At 44.3% G+C, this 18,797-nt stretch carries 22 protein-coding genes; all 22 read right to left on the minus strand.

Annotation, left to right across the window (positions count from 1 at the left end; all coding sequences use genetic code 11):
* Positions 1–3: 3 nt before the first annotated feature.
* Positions 4–1,116 carry an S-methyl-5-thioribose-1-phosphate isomerase gene (mtnA, locus tag B3N34_RS05555; RefSeq protein WP_286975611.1) on the minus strand — a complete coding sequence of 371 codons (1,113 nt, stop codon included), beginning with the start codon at positions 1,114–1,116 and terminating at the stop codon, positions 4–6.
* A 27-nt stretch (positions 1,117–1,143) separates the two neighbouring features.
* The gene (gene xseA / locus B3N34_RS05560) at positions 1,144–2,388 is read right to left on the minus strand and encodes an exodeoxyribonuclease VII large subunit (protein WP_286975614.1); all 1,245 of its coding nucleotides are present in this window, start codon (positions 2,386–2,388) and stop codon (positions 1,144–1,146) included.
* Positions 2,363–2,824: a transcription antitermination factor NusB gene (gene nusB / locus B3N34_RS05565; protein WP_273002815.1), complete on the minus strand. Its 462-nt coding sequence runs from the start codon at positions 2,822–2,824 to the stop codon at positions 2,363–2,365. The genes xseA and nusB overlap by 26 nt, the downstream gene beginning before the upstream one ends.
* 18 nt (positions 2,825–2,842) lie before the next feature.
* On the minus strand, positions 2,843–3,319 hold the full coding sequence (locus B3N34_RS05570) for a hypothetical protein (protein WP_286975619.1): 477 nt from the start codon (positions 3,317–3,319) through the stop codon (positions 2,843–2,845).
* Positions 3,320–3,388: 69 nt separating this feature from the next.
* Entirely contained in the window at positions 3,389–3,901 is a 513-nt protein-coding gene (locus B3N34_RS05575; RefSeq protein WP_286975621.1) for an Asp23/Gls24 family envelope stress response protein, read from the minus strand.
* Positions 3,902–3,915: 14 nt separating this feature from the next.
* Positions 3,916–4,332, minus strand: coding sequence for a hypothetical protein (locus B3N34_RS05580; RefSeq protein ID WP_286975624.1), 417 nt, complete (start codon positions 4,330–4,332; stop codon positions 3,916–3,918).
* Between the two features lie 2 nt (positions 4,333–4,334).
* Positions 4,335–4,916 (minus strand): elongation factor P, encoded by a 582-nt coding sequence (gene efp / locus B3N34_RS05585; protein ID WP_286975626.1) that lies wholly within the window; start codon positions 4,914–4,916, stop codon positions 4,335–4,337.
* A gap of 81 nt (positions 4,917–4,997) precedes the next feature.
* Positions 4,998–6,050, minus strand: coding sequence for a flavodoxin-dependent (E)-4-hydroxy-3-methylbut-2-enyl-diphosphate synthase (gene ispG, locus B3N34_RS05590; RefSeq protein WP_286975629.1), 1,053 nt, complete (start codon positions 6,048–6,050; stop codon positions 4,998–5,000).
* A 5-nt stretch (positions 6,051–6,055) separates the two neighbouring features.
* The gene (gene rseP / locus B3N34_RS05595; RefSeq protein WP_286975631.1) at positions 6,056–7,093 is read right to left on the minus strand and encodes an RIP metalloprotease RseP; all 1,038 of its coding nucleotides are present in this window, start codon (positions 7,091–7,093) and stop codon (positions 6,056–6,058) included.
* Between the two features lie 7 nt (positions 7,094–7,100).
* A complete protein-coding gene (gene dxr / locus B3N34_RS05600) occupies positions 7,101–8,270 on the minus strand; it encodes a 1-deoxy-D-xylulose-5-phosphate reductoisomerase (protein WP_286975633.1) in 1,170 nt (389 codons plus the stop codon).
* Complete coding sequence (locus B3N34_RS05605; protein WP_213697781.1) at positions 8,267–9,070, minus strand: phosphatidate cytidylyltransferase; 804 nt, start codon at positions 9,068–9,070, stop codon at positions 8,267–8,269. The genes dxr and B3N34_RS05605 overlap by 4 nt, the downstream gene beginning before the upstream one ends.
* Positions 9,071–9,766, minus strand: a complete 696-nt coding sequence (gene uppS, locus B3N34_RS05610; RefSeq protein ID WP_286975694.1) for a polyprenyl diphosphate synthase — start codon at positions 9,764–9,766, stop codon at positions 9,071–9,073.
* Complete coding sequence (locus tag B3N34_RS05615; protein WP_286975637.1) at positions 9,766–10,404, minus strand: uracil-DNA glycosylase; 639 nt, start codon at positions 10,402–10,404, stop codon at positions 9,766–9,768. Before B3N34_RS05615 ends, uppS begins: the two co-directional genes overlap by 1 nt.
* The gene (locus tag B3N34_RS05620; RefSeq protein WP_213697779.1) at positions 10,397–11,233 is read right to left on the minus strand and encodes a hypothetical protein; all 837 of its coding nucleotides are present in this window, start codon (positions 11,231–11,233) and stop codon (positions 10,397–10,399) included. Before B3N34_RS05620 ends, B3N34_RS05615 begins: the two co-directional genes overlap by 8 nt.
* On the minus strand, positions 11,217–12,332 hold the full coding sequence (gene hisC / locus B3N34_RS05625) for a histidinol-phosphate transaminase (protein WP_213697778.1): 1,116 nt from the start codon (positions 12,330–12,332) through the stop codon (positions 11,217–11,219). The genes B3N34_RS05620 and hisC overlap by 17 nt, the downstream gene beginning before the upstream one ends.
* A gap of 26 nt (positions 12,333–12,358) precedes the next feature.
* Positions 12,359–13,654 carry a UDP-N-acetylglucosamine 1-carboxyvinyltransferase gene (murA, locus tag B3N34_RS05630; protein WP_286975643.1) on the minus strand — a complete coding sequence of 432 codons (1,296 nt, stop codon included), beginning with the start codon at positions 13,652–13,654 and terminating at the stop codon, positions 12,359–12,361.
* A gap of 18 nt (positions 13,655–13,672) precedes the next feature.
* Positions 13,673–14,791 carry a non-hydrolyzing UDP-N-acetylglucosamine 2-epimerase gene (wecB, locus tag B3N34_RS05635; protein ID WP_286975646.1) on the minus strand — a complete coding sequence of 373 codons (1,119 nt, stop codon included), beginning with the start codon at positions 14,789–14,791 and terminating at the stop codon, positions 13,673–13,675.
* 46 nt (positions 14,792–14,837) lie between these two features.
* Positions 14,838–15,725 (minus strand): glycosyltransferase family 4 protein, encoded by an 888-nt coding sequence (locus tag B3N34_RS05640; protein ID WP_286975649.1) that lies wholly within the window; start codon positions 15,723–15,725, stop codon positions 14,838–14,840.
* A 14-nt stretch (positions 15,726–15,739) separates the two neighbouring features.
* A complete protein-coding gene (gene upp / locus B3N34_RS05645; protein ID WP_286975651.1) occupies positions 15,740–16,837 on the minus strand; it encodes a uracil phosphoribosyltransferase in 1,098 nt (365 codons plus the stop codon).
* Position 16,838: 1 nt separating this feature from the next.
* A complete protein-coding gene (gene meaB, locus B3N34_RS05650) occupies positions 16,839–17,783 on the minus strand; it encodes a methylmalonyl Co-A mutase-associated GTPase MeaB (protein ID WP_286975653.1) in 945 nt (314 codons plus the stop codon).
* Positions 17,784–17,824: 41 nt separating this feature from the next.
* Positions 17,825–18,472, minus strand: a complete 648-nt coding sequence (locus tag B3N34_RS05655) for a hypothetical protein (protein ID WP_286975655.1) — start codon at positions 18,470–18,472, stop codon at positions 17,825–17,827.
* A 65-nt stretch (positions 18,473–18,537) separates the two neighbouring features.
* Positions 18,538–18,765, minus strand: coding sequence for a flagellar biosynthesis protein FliR (locus B3N34_RS05660; RefSeq protein WP_286975657.1), 228 nt, complete (start codon positions 18,763–18,765; stop codon positions 18,538–18,540).
* Positions 18,766–18,797 lie beyond the last annotated feature (32 nt).

Below are 18,797 nucleotides of genomic sequence, written 5' to 3' on the forward strand. Positions count from 1 at the left end.
ATTTTAACGTCCCTTTCTCCATTTTCCAATTGACTCTTCGGCCTTCTTTATATCTTCCAAACACAAAGACTTGGAAGCCGCTTCAAGTATCGATCTTTTATAAGGTTTCTCTAGTATACCAACTTCTGTTACTATGCCAGAAACCATGTCGTTTGGAGTAATGTCGAAGGCAGGATTCCATACGGAAATATCATCGAGGAAGATTTTTGCACCGCCAAAGGAACGCACCTCTTCGGGTTTTCTTTCTTCTATCGGTATGGCTTCCCCATCGACCAAATCCATATCTATGGTGCTCCTTGGAGCTGCCACATAAAAAGGAATTCCGTGATGACGACATAAAAGGGCCAGATTATAAGTACCTATCTTATTTGCCGTATCGCCATTTGATGCTATTCTGTCGGCACCCACTATTACAAGATCCACTCCGCCCTTTTTCATCAAAAAGGCTGCCATGTTGTCGCATATCACAGTTACATCCAGACCTTCCGTCCATAGCTCCCAAGCCGACAACCTGGCTCCTTGGAGCAAAGGCCTTGTTTCGTCGCAGTAAACCCTTATATCCTTTCCTATAGCCTTGCCCATCTTTATGATTCCAAGAGCTGTGCCCACAGCTCCCGTGGCAAGGGAACCTGCATTACAATGCGTTAGAACATTACAACGTTCAGGCAAAAGGCTTTGACCATAAAAGGCGATTAAGTTCTCTATTTGTATTTCTTCTTGGTGAATTTTGTTAGCTGTTTCAAGCAAATGATCTTTTAGCTTTGCTTCGACCGATTCGCTGCTCGAGTATTTGCAATCTGTCGCCTTTAAAAAACTTGCCGTTGCCTCCTCCATTTTCTTAAGAGCCCAAAACAGATTCACTGCAGTGGGTCTGGTCTTGGAAAGGCGCTCAATGGCACTTTGAACCCCACAAATTCCCCCTTCGGCAGCCAGAACCACTCCATAACCTGCTGCTATCCCTATTGCCGGTGCCCCTCTAACTATCATATCTTCAATGGCTTCAGCAACATCTGTGTAGTGTACACATTTAACGTAAGATATCTCAAACGGTATTTTCCGTTGATCTAACAGATATAATGAGCCGTTCTCCCACTTTATTGGCTCGGGCGTGGACAATTGAAGTCACTCCTTGTTTTCAAATTGTTATTCTTCTTTAAAATAGATGGATGTTATCTCAGCATTGGCCCTTCCGTCTATCATACAGAGGGAAACTTCATCTCCAACCGCAACCTGAGATAGGGAGACAACCGTTTCGCTATCTTTGGAAAGGCAAGTTATCCACCCTCTAGAAAGACATTTTAAAGGTGACAAAGCATCCAGAGAAGCCGCTGCATGAGTCAGTCGCTCTTTCAAAGAGGATATAATCTTGTTCATGTTCATCGAAAGGCTTTGGGTAAGCCGCGTGATCTCAATACCGGAGGGATGAATATAGAGGTTTTTAAGTATGTTTTGTAATCTAGCCAACTGTCTCTCGCACAAATTAGATTCCTGTTGGCATTTATGTAAAACAAGGGAGAACAGCCTGGCCTTCATGTGCCTTATTTGTTTATAAAGCTCTATGCGATCGGGAAAGACGTTTTCTGCGGCCGCCGAAGGCGTAGGAGCACGCATATCGGCAGCTAAATCGGACAACGTCCAGTCGATTTCATGACCTACCCCTGTGACGACCGGAAAGGGGCAGGCCCTAATGCTTCGCACTACTCTCTCGTCATCGAAGGGAGTCAGATCGTCCCGGCTTCCTCCTCCTCTGACCAAAAGCAGGATGTCCAGCTCCTTCGTTGCAGCCAATTGCATTGCCCTAACTATATCCTGTGGGGCTTCTATTCCCTGTACCAACGTAGGAAATACGTATATTCGGCATTGTGGAAAACGTTTTTTTGCGACCTTAATGACATCTTTTACGGCAGCACCAGTTTGTGAGGTCACAACTCCAACCTTATTCGGATAAGGAGGCAACTTTCTTTTGACGCGAGGATCAAACAAGCCTTCCTTCTCCAGCCTTTTTTTTAATTCTTCCTTTGCCCTTGTTTGAGCTCCCTTTCCCAGAGGAAGGATATTTCGAGCATATAACTGATATGCACCTTGAGGAGGATAAAGACCAATGTACCCTTGCACTATCACCTCATCGCCTGCCTGAGGCCAAAGGGGAATGTAGTTAGCATTGCTTTTAAACATCACGCAAGATAATCTGGATTGCTTGCTCCCGATCGAAAAATATACGTGGCCGCTATTATGTCTTTTTATTTCGATTATTTCTCCTTTAACGGCAACGTTCCGGAGAATCGGATCCTTTTCGATCAGATCCTTTATATACAACGTAAGTTCATCTACAGATATTACATTAGATGTCTTTGGCAAATTGTTAAGCAGAGGCATTTCCCTCGACATCTTTGCCATCCCCTTCGACTTCGGCAATGGATCTAACAATCTTGCCCAATACGCCGTTAACAAAACGTCCCGAATCCTCAGTCCCGAAGCGTTTAGCCAATTCTATAGCTTCTGAAATGGCTACGGGTATGGGAACGACCTTGCTATAGACGCCCTCGAACAATGCCAATCTTATAGCCTCAAGATCGACGGTAACCATTCGTTCAGGTCGCCATCCAGTTATATGCATCCGTATTAAATTATCAATTTCAACCCTCTTTCCCCATATCCCCTTGACAAGCCAAATTGCATAATTCACGACCTCTTCCGATTCTCCATCGAAAGGAAAAAGTGCCATGGCTTCGTCGGGCGTTTGGTCATTTCTAAAATCTAGTGCATACAACAATTGTAAAGCTATTTCTCTCGCTCTTCGACGTTGCTGTTGAAGCAAAGACAAGCTATCTTGCCTCCCGTCTTAGTGTCTTCTGTCCATAATAGATGAAAAAAGATCGCTCAATTTACCGCTTATTACTAAACCGGCAATTGCCCATCCTATGAAACCGAATAAAATACAAAGGCCCAGGCCTTTTAAACCAAGTTGCGATATACCTGCTATGATTGCAACCACAGATCCCCAAAAAATTGGATATTTTCTGAGCCTATTCATCAATGCAGGGGCATCGAAGCTTTCTTCTTTGGACGTCCATGAAATCTTTACCTTCAAGCCTAGAGGGACAAAAAGGTTAACTAGTTTATCCTGCAGCTCCTTCTTAACTGCGAGATCTCCGGAATGCGGAGCGACTACGATGACGTTAGCAACACTGTCATCTCCTTGCAACGTAGCCTCTCTGGCTTTATATTCCGGCGGCATTACAGTATTTGCCAAGGAAGTAATAGCCTCCTTCGATAGCCAGAGTTCCCCCAATTTGCCCCGACGCCACAGATATTCCATATCTTATATGGCTCCTTTTAAATATTTAATTTAATCTGCAAATCCAAGTATCCTGTATCGAAGTTGCTGCTATTGGATATTATCCGCATATTGATCCTGTTGCTTATTTTCCGCAAAATGGATTCCCTGCACATGGACATTCACTGCTTTAACGATATAACCGGTATAATTTTCGATCTGGTTTTTTATGGCCTCTTGCACGTCCCAAGCTATATCAGGGATTCTTAATCCATACTTGACCGATATATACGTATCAACCACTACCTCGTTTGGAGTACCTTCTTCGATGGTTATCTTAACTCCGCTAGTTGGTCTTCGCCCCAAGCGCAGATTAGCCACCAATCCAGAACTGGCGGGTAAAACGCCGGAGACGCTTTTTAGAGCCTCAATAGCCATTTGTGATATTACCTCTTCCGCAATAACTACTTCGCCCTGGGGTTGCGCTTCCTCTAAAACTGGCTCTTCCTGAGCCGTTTCTTCTTCAGTGCCATACTCATTGACATTCTGAATTTCGTCATCGTATGTGTCTTTATCGGTGCCTTCCTTCAATTCGCTTAAATTTTTCTCTCTTTCTTCGTCCATAACTATATCCCTCCTTATTTATTTAATCCATCAGGGTCGATTGAAAGGCCGCAATTGGGACATATTAGGAATTCGTTTTCATCAAGAAGCATTGGATTAAACATGAACACCTGCTCACATCCGGGACAGCTCATCGATTCATAATAATCAGGCTCCACGTCTTCCACATCTGCATCTTCTTCAAAGTATTCATATAAGGCATCAACTGCTTCCTCTAAATTATTTAAATCCGTATCGAACTCGGAACAAAGGGATGTAAGTTTTTCGATCTTTTCATCTTGATTTTTAATTTTTACGTGTAAAGATTCTATTTCATTCAAAAGAGCATCAAGGAGCTCTATCCAGGCTTCTTTTACGTCTTTACATGTCTCCGGCACGGAGATTTCAGATAACAACATTTGCATCCTTCGAGCCTTTTCTTCTAAATTCAAGGCTATACCCCCTTGCTCTTATCGCGTTCTAAATATTCGCCGGTACGGGTATCTATAAGCACGACATCTCCAACCTCGACAAACATTGGAACAGTAACAGTCAGGCCCGTCTCCAGAGTCGCCGGCTTTCCTCCCCCTGAAACAGTATCGCCCTTATAGCCCGGAGGAGTATCGATAACTTTCAAGGCGACAGTATTCGGAAGATCCACTCCAACTACATTGCCTTCATAAAGCCTCAACGTAACCTCTAAATTATCGCTCAAATACATCCCCTTGTCACCAAGCAGTGTGGCAGGAATATATATCTGATCGTAATTTTCCAAATCCATGAAGATGTAGTTATCTCCTTCTTTATATATGTATTGGGCCTCCCTTTCGTCAAAGACAACCCTCTCAAACCTTTCTCCAGCTCTAAAAGAGGTTTCGATTATCGTTCCGGAATATATGTTTTTAAGCTTCGTCCTGACTATTGCCCCTCCTCGGCCCATTTTATGATGCTGATAGTCCACAATTTCCCAAATGCTGTCTTCCCACTTTATCATCATTCCCTGTCTAAAGCTATTGGTATCTACAATTTGTGCCATACGCTATCCTCCTAATGTTCAGTTTAGAGTTTTATTGATTTTATCTTATATGTGTTTTACACATTGTCAAGATATAATAATCTATAACAACTCTCTGATGATTGCACTTACCTTCTCTATGCTAAAATCATCCCTATCTATTTGTTCAATCACCTTTCCTTTTTTAAATATCACAATTCCGTTAGGAGTTCCTGCTATTCCCACGTCGGCTTCCTTGGCTTCCCGCGGTCCGTTTACCGCGCATCCCATAACGGCAACAACCAAACCATCCGGAAGCCCCTTTAATAAGGGACTTATGTCTTCCACAATTTTAGCTACATCTAAATGCTTTCTTCCGCACGTCGGACACGAAATGATCTCCACTCCTTTTTTTCTCAATCCAAGCGACCTAAGCAAGGCGTAACCGGCCTTTACTTCCTCTACAGCAGGAGCGGACAAACTTATCCTCATCGTGTCCCCAAGGCCTTGCGTCAGAAGCAATGCCATACCTGCAGCCGATTTGACCAACCCATCGGGCATTACCCCGGCTTCCGTGATCCCGATATGAAGGGGGTATTTGGGAAAATGCTTGGAAAGCAATAAATTTGCGTTGACCGTTTCGGTTATTGATGTCGATTTACAAGAAAGAATGATATCTTCAAATCCCATGTCCTCAAGCATTTGGAGTTGCTCCTTAACGGCCAAAAAAAGAGCCTTAGCCTTATTTCCTAAAGACTGCCTCATTTGGTCATTGCTTAACGAACCGCTGTTCGATCCTATCCTTATAACGGCTTTTCTCTCCCTTGCCAAGTTGACTATATCAACGAGGCCCTCCTTCGGCATATTTCCAGGGTTAATCCTAATAGCCATACAACCGGTCTCAAGAGCTGCAAGAGCTAGCTTGAAATCGAAATGAATATCAGCCATTATCGGCACTTTCGAGAATTGCAAAATATCCCTAAGGTATGGAAGGCAATTAATATTAGGGAAAGCCACCCGAAGAAGTTCACACCCCTCCTCAGCCAGCGAATCAATCTCCTTCTTACATGCTTCTACATCGGTAATTGGAGTTTTGAGCATACTCTCCACTCGGACGGGGAAACCGCTCCCTATGATTAGGTTTCCTATAGCAACCCTCTTCCGTAGTGTTGACATCTGGATCACCTGTTAAATATCCTAGTTATATCTTGCCATGTGATTAATGCTATTAAGGCAAGAAGCACCATCATTCCTATAAAGTGTACTTTTTGTTCGATGTATTCAGGAACTTTCTTACGAAAGATCATTTCGATGGTGACGAAAAGCAACCTACCACCATCAAGAGCCGGAAAGGGAATCAGGTTGAATAAACCCAGGTTCAAGTTGATTATTCCCAGGAAAAATAAAAATGTCCATACACCGCTTTTAGCTGCCTCGCCCGCCATTTCTGCTATCCCAACTGGCCCGGTAACATCTATCTTCTGCCCGCCTAATGCCCAATTTACAAGGGAGCTGAAAATGTTTTTCGTCATCTCCCATAAATATTTTAGCGAGTATTGAATGGCGGAGAGCCCTTCGTATTTTATCTGCCCAGGTTTTATCCCCAATATATAAGCTCCGGTGACAGGATCGGGTTTTAGCAATACATTCCGAAAGACGAGCCGTCCCACTTCCGGACGCTCCACTTCGATCGTTACCGGATTGTCTGCGTTGCTCTTTAAACTTGTGGCCATTTCCAACCATGTTGTAACTTTTTTGTCGTTTATAGACACAATCGTATCTCCCGGTAGAAGCCCCATCGACTCAGCAGGATAACCGGGCATGAGCTCGCCGATTCTGGCGTGTTCCATGTCTAACACTCCATGGCCCCAGAGGAAGAGGGTGGCAATAACAATTGCGAGTAAAATGTTGATTATGGATCCGGCCGCCAAAATAAGCCATCTTCGTGCGGGGCTTTTGGCGCTAAAGCTCCTTTCAGGATCTTCAACTTCGCCCTCCACAGCCTCTCCCATCCCAGCTAACCGCACAAAACCGCCTATGGGAAATGCCCTTATAGACCAGAGCGTTTCCCCTTTTCTTTTTCCATATACCGCAGGACCCATGCCAAAGGCAAATTCATGGACCTGAACTCCCAGCAACCTGGCCGAAATAAAGTGTCCAAATTCATGGGAAACTACGCACACACCTATTACTATTATGAAAGAAACAAGGGCAAACATTAAATTTTTATCTCCTTTCGCTAAAAAGGCGACATAGTTCTCTAGCTATACGTCGACCAAATTCAACAAGAGAAATCGCTTCTTCCAAGCCGTTTAAATTTGACGGTCCATTATAAGACAAAAGAACTTTTTCCAACAGAGGGAAAATATCAACTATAGAAATTTTTCCTTCTACAAAGGCTTCAACGGCAACTTCATCGGCGCCGACAATTATGGGCGGATAGGCATTCCCCATCTGCAATGCCCTCCTTGCCAGGGAGTAACATGGAAATTTATTTTCATCCAGTCGTAAAAAATCCAATGTCCATTTCTCAGTGATGGCCAATCTATGGAATAGATGCCCTATCTTTAAACGTTTTGGGTACGAAAGGGCAAAGGATATTGGAATCCTCATATCGGGCTCACTTAAAAACATCTTCACACTCCCATCGCTAAACCTCACACAGCCGTGTGCAAGGGAGTCGGGCTGAACTACTGCATTTATCTTTTCGATTGGCAGGGCGAAAAGATAACTTGCCTCTATTACCTCAAATCCTTTGTTAAGTAACGTGGCACTATCTACGGTAATCTTTGAGCCCATGCTCCAAGTAGGGTGTTTCAATGCCCTTGAGGGTGTGGCCTGCTTCATTTCTTCATAGGAAGAGTGAAGAAAGGGACCTCCGCTGGCCGTCAGTATAACCTCCTCAATCTCATTCAAGTCTTCTCCAAGCAAGCACTGCCAAAGGGCATTATGTTCGCTGTCTATGGGACGCAAGGGATCTGCAAGGGAGGCTTTTTCCATTATCCAGGGACCGCCGACTATCAAGCTTTCTTTATTGGCCAATGATACTTCTATTTTTCGATCTAAAGATGCCGATAAAGCAGCTATGGCTTCCGTTCCGGAAGAAGCAAAAACAATGTGATCCATTCCTTCGTCTATAAGCTGCATCAGTCCTTCATGTCCAACTAAAACCTTTACGCTTTCGTCATGTGCAGCGAAATTCGATGCAGCGACATCGTCGTAGATCACTACGTATCTAGGCTTAAATTCATCGACAAGTTTTTTAAGCTCCTCGATATTAGACCTCACTGCCAAGGCCCTGACGTCAAACTCTTCCGGAAATCGTCTGCAAACATCTAATGCAGCCCTTCCAATGGATCCCGTGGCACCAATGACGGCTAATCTTTTTTGGCTCAATTTAATATCACCTCAAAGGCCAGAAAGATCAATGTTGAGTTAATCAAAATGCTGTCAAACCTATCCAAGAAACCTCCATGTCCGGGTATGAGAGAGCTGCTATCTTTAGCACCCGCCTCTCTCTTGAAAAGGGATTCGAAAAGATCCCCTACCTGACCTGCAACGCCAACCATTGCCCCCAACAAAATCCACGGCACAGGGGGTATTTTATAATAATATGAAATGATAGCAGCACATAAAATGCTTCCCGAAAGACCTCCTATGAACCCCTCCAGTGTCTTTTTAGGGCTTATGTAAGGAGCAAAAGGTGTTCTTCCGAATTTGCTGCCAATTAAGTAAGCAAACACATCGCAGCTCCAGGTGCATAAAAAAAGAGAAAACAATAATTGTATACCTATTGGCCTCTGTCTAAGTAGGACCAGGAAAGACCATGGAAGGACAACCAACATGAGGCCGCTTAATACTCCCCCTACGTTTAAGAGTGCATAGCTTTTATTTATGGTGATTTTCCTGATTAATTCGATAGCCAACACGACGTACGATTGTAAAATAAGCAATAATGTAAGGGCCGTAAAGGAACACCCTTTATAGGCCAAATATATCGCTATCGCTCCTGCGATCAAGCCTATGCCCTTGGATATATGAGAGAAACTGGAGAAAAGTCCATAATATTCCCATAAAGAAATCAGGGCGATCGCCGAGGCTATCAGAAGCCAAAAAATCCCACCGATACGGATTCCCCCAAGTATGCAAGCAACTATTACGATGCCGCTAATTGCGCGTGTTTTTAGTTCTCCCATTTATGATCTGATTCCTCCGTAACGTCTCTCTCTCCTCTGATATTCTTCGACAGCTTCACGTAATTTGCCCTCATCGAATTCAGGCCAAAGGCAATCGGTAAAATAAAGTTCGCTATAAGAAGACTGCCAAAGCCAGAAATTGCTCAACCGCTTCTCTCCGCTAGTCCTAATTATTAAATCAGGATCGGGAACATCGGGAAGGTAGAGATAGCCTCTAAAACAATCCTCGTCGATCTCCAAAACATCGTCGCAATCTGTTTTGGCAGCCAAAATTTTATTTACGGCATCTATGATTTCCTGCCTTCCGCCGTAATTTAAGCACAGGATGAGATCCAGTTTATCTCCTGCCTCCGTCTCTTTCTCGGCCCAAAGGGCCAAATCCCTCAGATCCTCCGGAAGTTTATCTATGCGTCCAGAAAATCGAAGGCGAATGTTTTCTTCTGCAAGCTTTTTGACCTTGCATTTAATGTAATATCTAAAAAGCCCAAATAGGCCTAAAACCTCCCCCTTGGGACGTCTCCAATTTTCAGTAGAAAAAGCAAAAAGGGACAGATACCGTATACCTATTTCAAGAGCAGCCATTACAGTCTTCTCCACGGCCTTTACTCCTGCGTAGTGTCCCATTATCCTGGGTAAATGCCGCTGTCTCGCCCACCGCCCGTTGCCATCCATAATTATGGCAACATGGGAAGGCATTATTGCTTCGCCGCTTGTCTTATCTCGTCCCACCGAGCTTTTACCTCCTGGATATCTTGCCACGTCAAATGCCTAGGACTGCCAACCTTGCGCGATTGATTTCTGAGCAAGTAGCTGGGATGAAACATCGGCATAAGTTTAATCCCATACCAATCGAACCACTTTCCCCTCAGCTGTGTAATTCCTTCCTGCGTAGTCTTAAGCAACCACTTAGTTGGCGTATTCCCTAAAGTAACCAAAATTTTCGGCTGTACTAAGGAAATTTGAGCAAAAAGATAATCGTTACATGCCGAACACTCCTCAACTGTGGGAACTCTGTTTTGGGGAGGCCTGCACTTGACGACATTTGTGATATAAACTTCACTCCTATCGATGCCTGCCGCAACGAAGATCTGATTCAACAACTGTCCGGCTTTTCCAACGAAAGGCAAGCCCTGTAAATCTTCATCAGCTCCAGGCCCTTCTCCGACGAACATCAGTTCGGTTTTTTTTGATCCCTCCCCGAATACGCTTTGAGTCCTGTTTTCCGAGAGAGGACATTTTCTACATTCCTTGACTTTTTTTTCAAGAAATTTCCAAGTTTCGTCTATTTTTTTGTCGATCTCCTTCCCCGATAAAAGGTAGAGAATTTCAGACATCGCTTTTCCTCCATCCTTCGATCAAAATGTCAATTTCACCCAAATCCAATCCAGTCAAAAATGGCAAAACCGAAAAAATTCTACGTTGCACCCTTCGGCCGACTTCAATGAATTTGTATTTGCCAATAGACACAACTAAAGAGACGTTTAGGGATACCCTTCCATCGTTGTCAGACTTTACTCTTACCTCTTTAACTTCACACACTTGCGCTCCAAGAGAGGCCACTCGTCTAACAATTTGTTCTATTGCTAAAGGCCCTATCTCGACTTCTCCATAGTAACTAAAAGGAGGTCTGACTATCGTTTTCTCCGCGTCATCCGATCCTCGCATATGAGAGGACCAAAAGGTCCTAAGTCGACCCACCACCTTGCCCGCGAAATTTCTTCTCACCTGGACATACGTTACTGGAATAACATGTTGCCTTTTTACATGACGTTCCCTTAAGGCCTGTTCTATTTCCTCCCTCGTAGCGATCTCCTCAATGTAGATATAACGCTCCGGATTGGGCAACGAAAGTTGTTTGCTAATTTTTAAAGCCATGCCTGGCGATGTAGCGACAATCAATATGGTGCCGGGTGCAGATTTTTCCAGGACCTTAACGACCTGATCCCTATGATCGGAAAACTCGAACAAAGCCCTTCTAATCGCTCTGACCTGATTTTGTTCGGTCTTGGCACTTTTGCCGCACAATATTTTCCCATTTTTTATTAAAAGCCCGTCGTCAATTATGTAGTCTGCCCCGAATTGTCTCGCTATAAAGTGCGCTCTCTGGCTTTTGCCAGTTCCTGCGGGACCTACAAAGGCAAGTACTTTAAACCCTGTCGCCAAGTCTTCTCATCAACTTTCTTAAAGTACTTATAAACTGTTCGTTTTCCTCGGGCAACCCGATAGACACGCGTAAATATCCCTGCAGACCCAAATCACTGGCCGGTCGTACGATTATGCCTTCTTTCAACAATTCGTTAAACATCTTTTGCTCGTCATTGACTTTTATCAGAATAAAGTTTGTAACCGTTTCTCTAACCTCCATGCCCATATTCACAAGGGCACGTGTAACTTTTTCCTTTTCAAGCAAAGTCAACTCCCGGATCTTTTCAACGTAATTGTCTTCTTTTAAGGCTGCAATGGCAGCAGCTTGGGCTATAGAGTTGACGTCGAAAACGCGCCTTACCTTGGCGTAGGCATTCGTTATGGGTTTTGGGACGATACCATATCCGACTCTCAACCCGGCCAAACCGAAAATCTTGGAAAAGGTCCTCAGTATCACAACATTTCCAATTTCATGGAAAAGCTCTATGCCAGAAAGATATTCTGGGTCTGTAACGAATTCAGCATATGCTTCGTCCACTACCAGCAAAATGTTCCGTCTATTAAGGAACGAAGAAAGAACCAACAGATCATTCCGCGGCAAGAAAAGGCCTGTGGGGTTGTTGGGATCGCATAAAACCAATAACTTTGTTCTCTCCGTACAGGCTTCCATGATATCGGTCACGCTAATTCTCATATCGTGGTCTACGGGAACTTCGACACAATTAGCTCCACATGCCGATGCAGCTAACTTGTAAAGGGGGTATGTCGGTTTGGAGATTACAATTTCGTCATCTTCCTCGAGCAGTGCTTGAAAAAGCGCGAAGGTAACGCCTTCGGTGCCAGCGCCGACAATTACTTCCTGCACGGAAACGCCTAATTTTCTGGCAATTGCCTTTCTAAGGGAATAAGCCTCAGCATCAGGGTATCTGTTTAGCATTTTAGAAGCATTGTCGATTGCACTTAGAACGCTATTCGGAAGAGGCCACGGGTTCTCGTTAGAACAAAGTCTCACTACGCGAGTTAAACCCAATTCACGCTTTAATTCCTCTATCGACTTTCCGGGTTTATAGGGTTCAACGTCGGCAATTGACCTACGAATGAAATTTTCTAACCACATGATAACATCTCCTACCGTTTTGCTTTTTATTGTTTTCTCTCTTTAATTTTATCCTTTCCCTCACAGACCTCTGCGCCGAGAAGGGTCAATTTTTCGGCCATATTCTCATAACCCCTCTCGAGATGATGAACATCGTAAACAACGGTTTCACCTTCGGCCGCCAACCCTGCAAGCACTAAAGCCGCTCCTCCACGCAAGTCTGTTGCAAATACCTCAGCGCCAATTAACGAAGATTGCCCGTGTATAATAGCGGTATTACCTTGGAGTTCAATTTGGGCGCCCATCTTTTGCAGTTCGCTGGCGTGGAGAAAGCGGGATTCAAAGATAGTTTCATAAATTACACTCGTACCCTCTGCCAGTGAAAGCAAGGCCATCATCTGCGGTTGCAGATCCGTGGAAAAGCCCGGATAGGGCATGGTCTTAACCGTAAGGCCCCTTGGACGGTCCGGAGAGTTGACTTGCAATTCGTTTTCTTTATTTATCACTTCTATTCCGGCTTCATCAAGCTTAGCCAGGAGAGCATTGAGGTGTTCGGCAACCACACCTTTTACAGTGACATCTCCTCGGGTAATTGCACCAGCCAAAAGGTATGTTGCCGCTTCAATACGATCAGGTATAATATCGATGGTTGCGGGGTTCAGTTCCTTTTGCCCTCTGACGCGCAATATCCCGGTACCCTCTCCTTCTATGGCAGCACCCATGGACTTTAAAGCTCTGACAAGGTTGTCAATTTCGGGCTCCCTTGCGGCGTTTTCGATCAGCGTCTCGCCTTCTGCCAAAACAGCCGCCATGAGAAGATTTTCCGTGGCGCCGACGGAAGGAAAATCAAGGTAAATCCTCGCTCCAACCAATTTATCGGCCCTGGCAATTACTGCTCCTTTATCAAGTTCTATTTGCGCACCCATCTTAGAAAGACCCTTAAAGTGCAGGTCCATGGGCCTGCTACCTATAGCGCACCCACCCGGAAGGGGCAAAATCACTCTTCCGCATCGAGCAAGCAGAGGGCCCAAGACCAAAGAGGAAGCTCTCATCTTTCTGACAAGAGATGACGGTGTTTCCCAAGCTGGTTCGCCTTCAATTTCTATCGTCATCGTATGATCGTCGCGTTCGACAACTGCTCCTAAACTGACGAGCAACTCGCTCATCGTTTGCACGTCCAGCAATTTGGGCACATTTCGAAGATGTACTTCACCACTATCCAACAAAAGCGCGGCAGCCATGACCGGCAGGGCCGCATTTTTTGAACCCTGGACCTTTACCTTTCCCTTAAGAGGGGTCCCCCCTTTTATCTTCAAAAAACCGGATTCTTGATTAGTCTTCACTTTCTCTCACTCCCTAAATCAATACTTACCAGTTTTTATGTAATTACTCAAGACATCAACTATGATTTCGGCTGCCCTTCCCTCTCCGAAAGGAGAGCCCGCTTTTGCAAGAATACTTGCCTTGAACTCATCATCCCGCAATATTTTAAGCGATAGCTCGATAATTTTGGGCGGTTCCCTGCCGGCCAGCAACGCGGTCCCTGAGCTCACTGCTTCAGGCCTTTCCGTAACATCCCTAAGAATTATTACGGGTTTTTTAAGGGTCGTCGCTTCCTCTTGGATACCACCGCTATCAGTCAATATCAAAGAGCTTCTATCCATTGTCCACACGAAATCATCGTATTCCATTGCATCGCATAAAATCACTCTCGAATGGCATCCCAAATGTTTTTGCCATATTTCACGAACCAGGGGATTTTTATGCATTGGTACGACAACATAAAGTTCCGGCAAATCATCTAATATCTTAATTAAAGCTTTACAAATCGCTTCGAGAGGTTCACCCCATGATTCTCTTCTGTGAACGGTAGCAAGCAACATCGGAGCATCGGCCGGCAATTTGTCCAATAAAAACTTTGGGGCCCTTGCGGCCTTTTTTACAGCCATAAGAGCATCCACCACTGTATTCCCTGTAACCCATATTCTCGATGGATCGCAGCCATCGTTGATGAGGTTCTCCCTTGCCAATTTCGTTGGGGCAAACCAAAATGTAGCGAGCTTATCGGTCATTATCCTATTGGCTTCCTCAGGGAATGGCAAATACATATTGCCGCTTCTGAGTCCCGCTTCGACGTGGCCTATTTTAACTTTTCTGTAAAAAGCCGCTAGGGCCGATGCAAAAGTTGTCGTAGTATCTCCGTGCACCAAAACGACTCCTGGTCTTATATTGTCTAGGACCTCCCCCACCTTCGTCAGCACAGATGACGTGATGTAATCCAGGCTTTGTTTTTCCTTCATGATGGATAAATTACAATTTGGCACAATATTGAACACTTTTAATGCTTGAGTTAAAAGGTCTGTATGCTGTCCTGTTGCCAGAACATAATAGGGCATATCACGCTCTTTCAATTTCATTATAACAGGAGCCATCTTTATGGCTTCCGGACGAGTGCCTATTATACAGCAAATTGAAGACATTGCGACAACCTCCATGCACACAGATACTCCGACTAAAAATATCGGGTTAAAAAAACCTTATGCTTATAAACAGCATTGCTAAATGGAAAGACACCATTAAGACTAACACAAAAGGAGGCGTGAACCCTCTCCGAAGAAGACGATGATGTATATGCCCCTTATCGGGGTAAAAGGGAGAGACACCTTTCACAGTTCTTCGCAGTATAGCAAAGCACATGTCAATAAAGGGAATGCCCCCGGCAAAGGCCAAAAATAAGCAAAGAGGTATAAAGGATTGTGTCAAAGGTGTATACGAAAAGATCGAATACAATAAAATAGAGGCATGAAAAAATCCAAGAAGCGTACTGCCCCCATCCCCTAAAAAAGTCCTTGCCTCGGGGAAATTCCAAGGGAGGATCCCGATAGCGATGCCAAAGCCAAAGGCCCAAAAGATATTGTGGAATACGACCATAAACATGCATGAACTTGCCGCGAATATGACCAAAACCAAGCCATTCATGCCATCAATCATATTATATGCACTTATCATGGCGGCAATCCACAAAGATGCTGTAAGCCAACCCCATAGGGGAAAATTGCCACTTGTGTACAGAGGAATTAAAGCTACTATTGAAGCAGCAATATGGACTAAAAGCCTAACTTTTGGAGATAGGCTTCTCATATCGTCCAGATATCCGACTAAAAATGTCGCGCTCGCACACCACGCAAAAAACGAAGGATCGAATTCAAAATGATCTCTCGCAAACAAAAGAAACAGAAGCAGACCGCTCCACAAGACAATGCCCCCACCGCGTGGCGTAACTTCGTTGTGGAGCTTTCTGGATTCGGGCATATCCAAAATACGATATCTAAAAGAGAGGGGAATGGAGATCTTTGTAATCCCCCATCCCCACATAAAGGACAAAAAAACATAGAGGACCATTTCACTGTTCATAATGCAATTATCAGTTATTTTGTTCCGAATAAACGATCGCCGGCATCGCCCAATCCGGGCACTATATAGCCGTGTTCGTCCAAGCGATCATCCAACGCAGCCATGTAGATGTCGACATCCGGATGAGCTTCCTTCACTTTCTGCAAACCTTCGGGTGCACCTATCAGACATACCAATGAAACTTTTTTACCTCCCCTTCTTTTTACTAAATCGATCGCCAAAACAGAAGAACCCCCCGTGGCCAACATAGGATCGACGATGAGAATGTCCCTCTCTTCTATATCACCGGGCAACTTACAATAATATTCAACAGGCTGAAGCGTCGTTGGATCTCTATATACCCCGATATGGCCTACTTTTGCGTTAGGTATCAGCTTAAGAATGCCTTGAACCATCCCGAGCCCTGCCCTTAAAACGGGTACAACTGCCATTTTTTTACCGGAAATGGTCTTGGCACGCGTCTTCGCCAGAGGTGTTTCGACCTCTATCTCCTCGACAGGAAGATCTCTTGTTATTTCATAAACCATTAAACCGGCTATTTCTTCTACTAACTCCCTGAACTCTTTAACGCTTGTCGAGGTATTCCTGATAATTCCTAATTTATGCTGTATCAGCGGATGATCCATTATCACCAGTCGTCCCTTCGAATGGCTACCCTTTCCCTCGATATCCTTGTTTTCATAGGCCCTTATTTTTTCAATGCGCCTAAAATGCCGACCGCCTTCAAAGGGTGTATCAAGCCACACTCCTACCATTTCCATTGCCCGCTCGACGCTTACAACCCTTCCTCCAAGGACGAGGATATTAGCATTATTATGGAGGCGACTCATCTTAGCCATAAAGCTGTCGGTACAAAGAGCAGCATATGCTCCCCGTACTTTATTTGCGGCTATCGACATGCCTATGCCGGTCCCACAGGACAATATTCCGCGATCGCACTCGCCGGCAGCAACCATTTCGGCTGCCTTTATCCCGATATCAGAATAATCTACAGGCTCATCGTCCGAATTGACACCCAAATCGATAACATCTATATCCCTTTTTAAAAGATATTCCTCAGCTGCGTTCTTTAAAGCGCATCCCGCATGATCGGCTCCGAGGACTATTTTCACGTTATAACCCCCTTGAGAATATTTCGCCTAAAATCTTTCCCGCTACTGTATATGGGTCGATACTACGAGAGGCAAGAGATCGGATCAGAGTGTCATCACAATTTTCTTTCCATTTCTCTTCAACTACTTTCGCGATTTCTCTTCTTAAGATTTCTTCAACTTCCATCTTTATTCTCGATATAAATCTTTTTTTGCCCTCTTCACTCTCGGATAAATATTTTTTATGGTACGCTAAAGCTTTACAGAGAGCATCTATACCCTCTCCCCTTTCCGCCACGGTCTTTACAATTGGCGGTCTCCATGGTTTACTGCCATAAAGATCAAGCATTATGTTAACTTCGGCTTCCAGCCTGTCAGCACCGTCGCGATCTGCCTTATTGATCACAAATATATCTGCAATTTCCATTATACCCGCCTTCATGACCTGAACATCGTCGCCCATGCCCGGAACGAGAAGCAGGCAAACCGTATCCGCTATCTTTACTATATCAACCTCAGATTGTCCCACTCCCACGGTCTCGATAAAGATGACGTCCTTGCCACAGGCATCCAGTATCATGGCAGCTTCATAGGCTGCCCTGCTCAGGCCTCCTAACGATCCCCTTGTGCCCATGCTCCGGATAAAGACATCGGGCTCAAGAGCATGACTTTGCATTCTTAGCCTATCGCCTAGTATTGCACCGCCGCTAAAGGGACTCGTAGGATCCACTGCTATGACACCGATCTTTTTCTCCATTCTTTTTAGGTTATCTATCAACTTGTCCAGCAAGGTGCTCTTGCCTGCACCCGGGCTTCCAGTCACTCCAATTATATGAGCTTTTCCCGTATGGGCATATAAATTAGCCATTATCTGGCTTGCAAAGGGCGATTCGTTTTCAACAAGCGAGATTAGTCGCGCAATAGCTCTATGATCTCCCTCTAAAGCCTTCTCGACAAGATGATCCATTGATAAACCTCCAATCAATTTTATTGATAATTTATTTTTAGTTAATAATCCGATAAAAGGTCTATTGGGGTCCAATCCCTGAAGGGAATGCCTCCTACATTACCAAAGACTGCCAATAGCGGCTCGAAGGTCATCTCTTTGAACAATGCATTTCTTTCAGGCAACATTACAACCAGCTCTCCCTGAAGGCCAATTTTTTCTATCGATTTCTCCCTTTGAAAGGGATAAAAATAAATTTTGCCCCCCGATACATGGGAAAGCATTATTAAACTCAGCGGCAAAGGGCCATCTTTCATAAGTAAATCCACCGCAATCCCTTCCCTCAAACAAAACCCAGCCAACATTAACACAAAATCATCACTTATTCCAGAAACGATGGGGTTTTGCTCTATGACGAGCCTTGAAGACCAGGCATCATTTGTATGATAAATCCCCCTCATAAATTTTTCGTAATCCCCTAACTCAGTAACATTGACTACGCTCCCTATTTTAACGTGGGTTGTCTTTTCCCACTTGGTGGGAAGAATCATTTCCCCAAATGCGGCCGCTAAAAACGGCGGATCTTCTCCGTATTCATCTAGAACAGGAATATTTAAACCTGCTTTAAAGCGAATGACGCTTAAGTCGGCGGCGTCTTTGCTTATTTTGCTCATAATGACATGATTTGCAAAAGCCATAAGGTCAGTCAATTCCGGTGTTATCCGTATCGAATAATGGCAACAACTCCTTTTCTGGAAAATCTTGATGAAGAGCATTATCTAGTATTTATTATAGATATTCCGGCAAAGGCATAAAAACCCATGATCGCCGATGCGGCCAAAGTGAACCCCAGAAGGACACGTAAGTAAAAAACCCATAAAGTACCGCCGGGCCATTTCTTTGAAGTTATATTGTTTATAATCCTTGCTATCATCAAGGAGACCATAAAAAGAGCCAATGCTAATAGGGCTTGAACATTTACATCCGGAATAGAGTCAAACATAGTATAAATTTGCACCTCTGCTTTTTAAAGTT

The organism is Acetomicrobium sp. UBA5826 (genome assembly GCF_002433005.1).
In the GTDB taxonomy this organism is placed as follows: Bacteria; Synergistota; Synergistia; order Synergistales; family Acetomicrobiaceae; genus Acetomicrobium.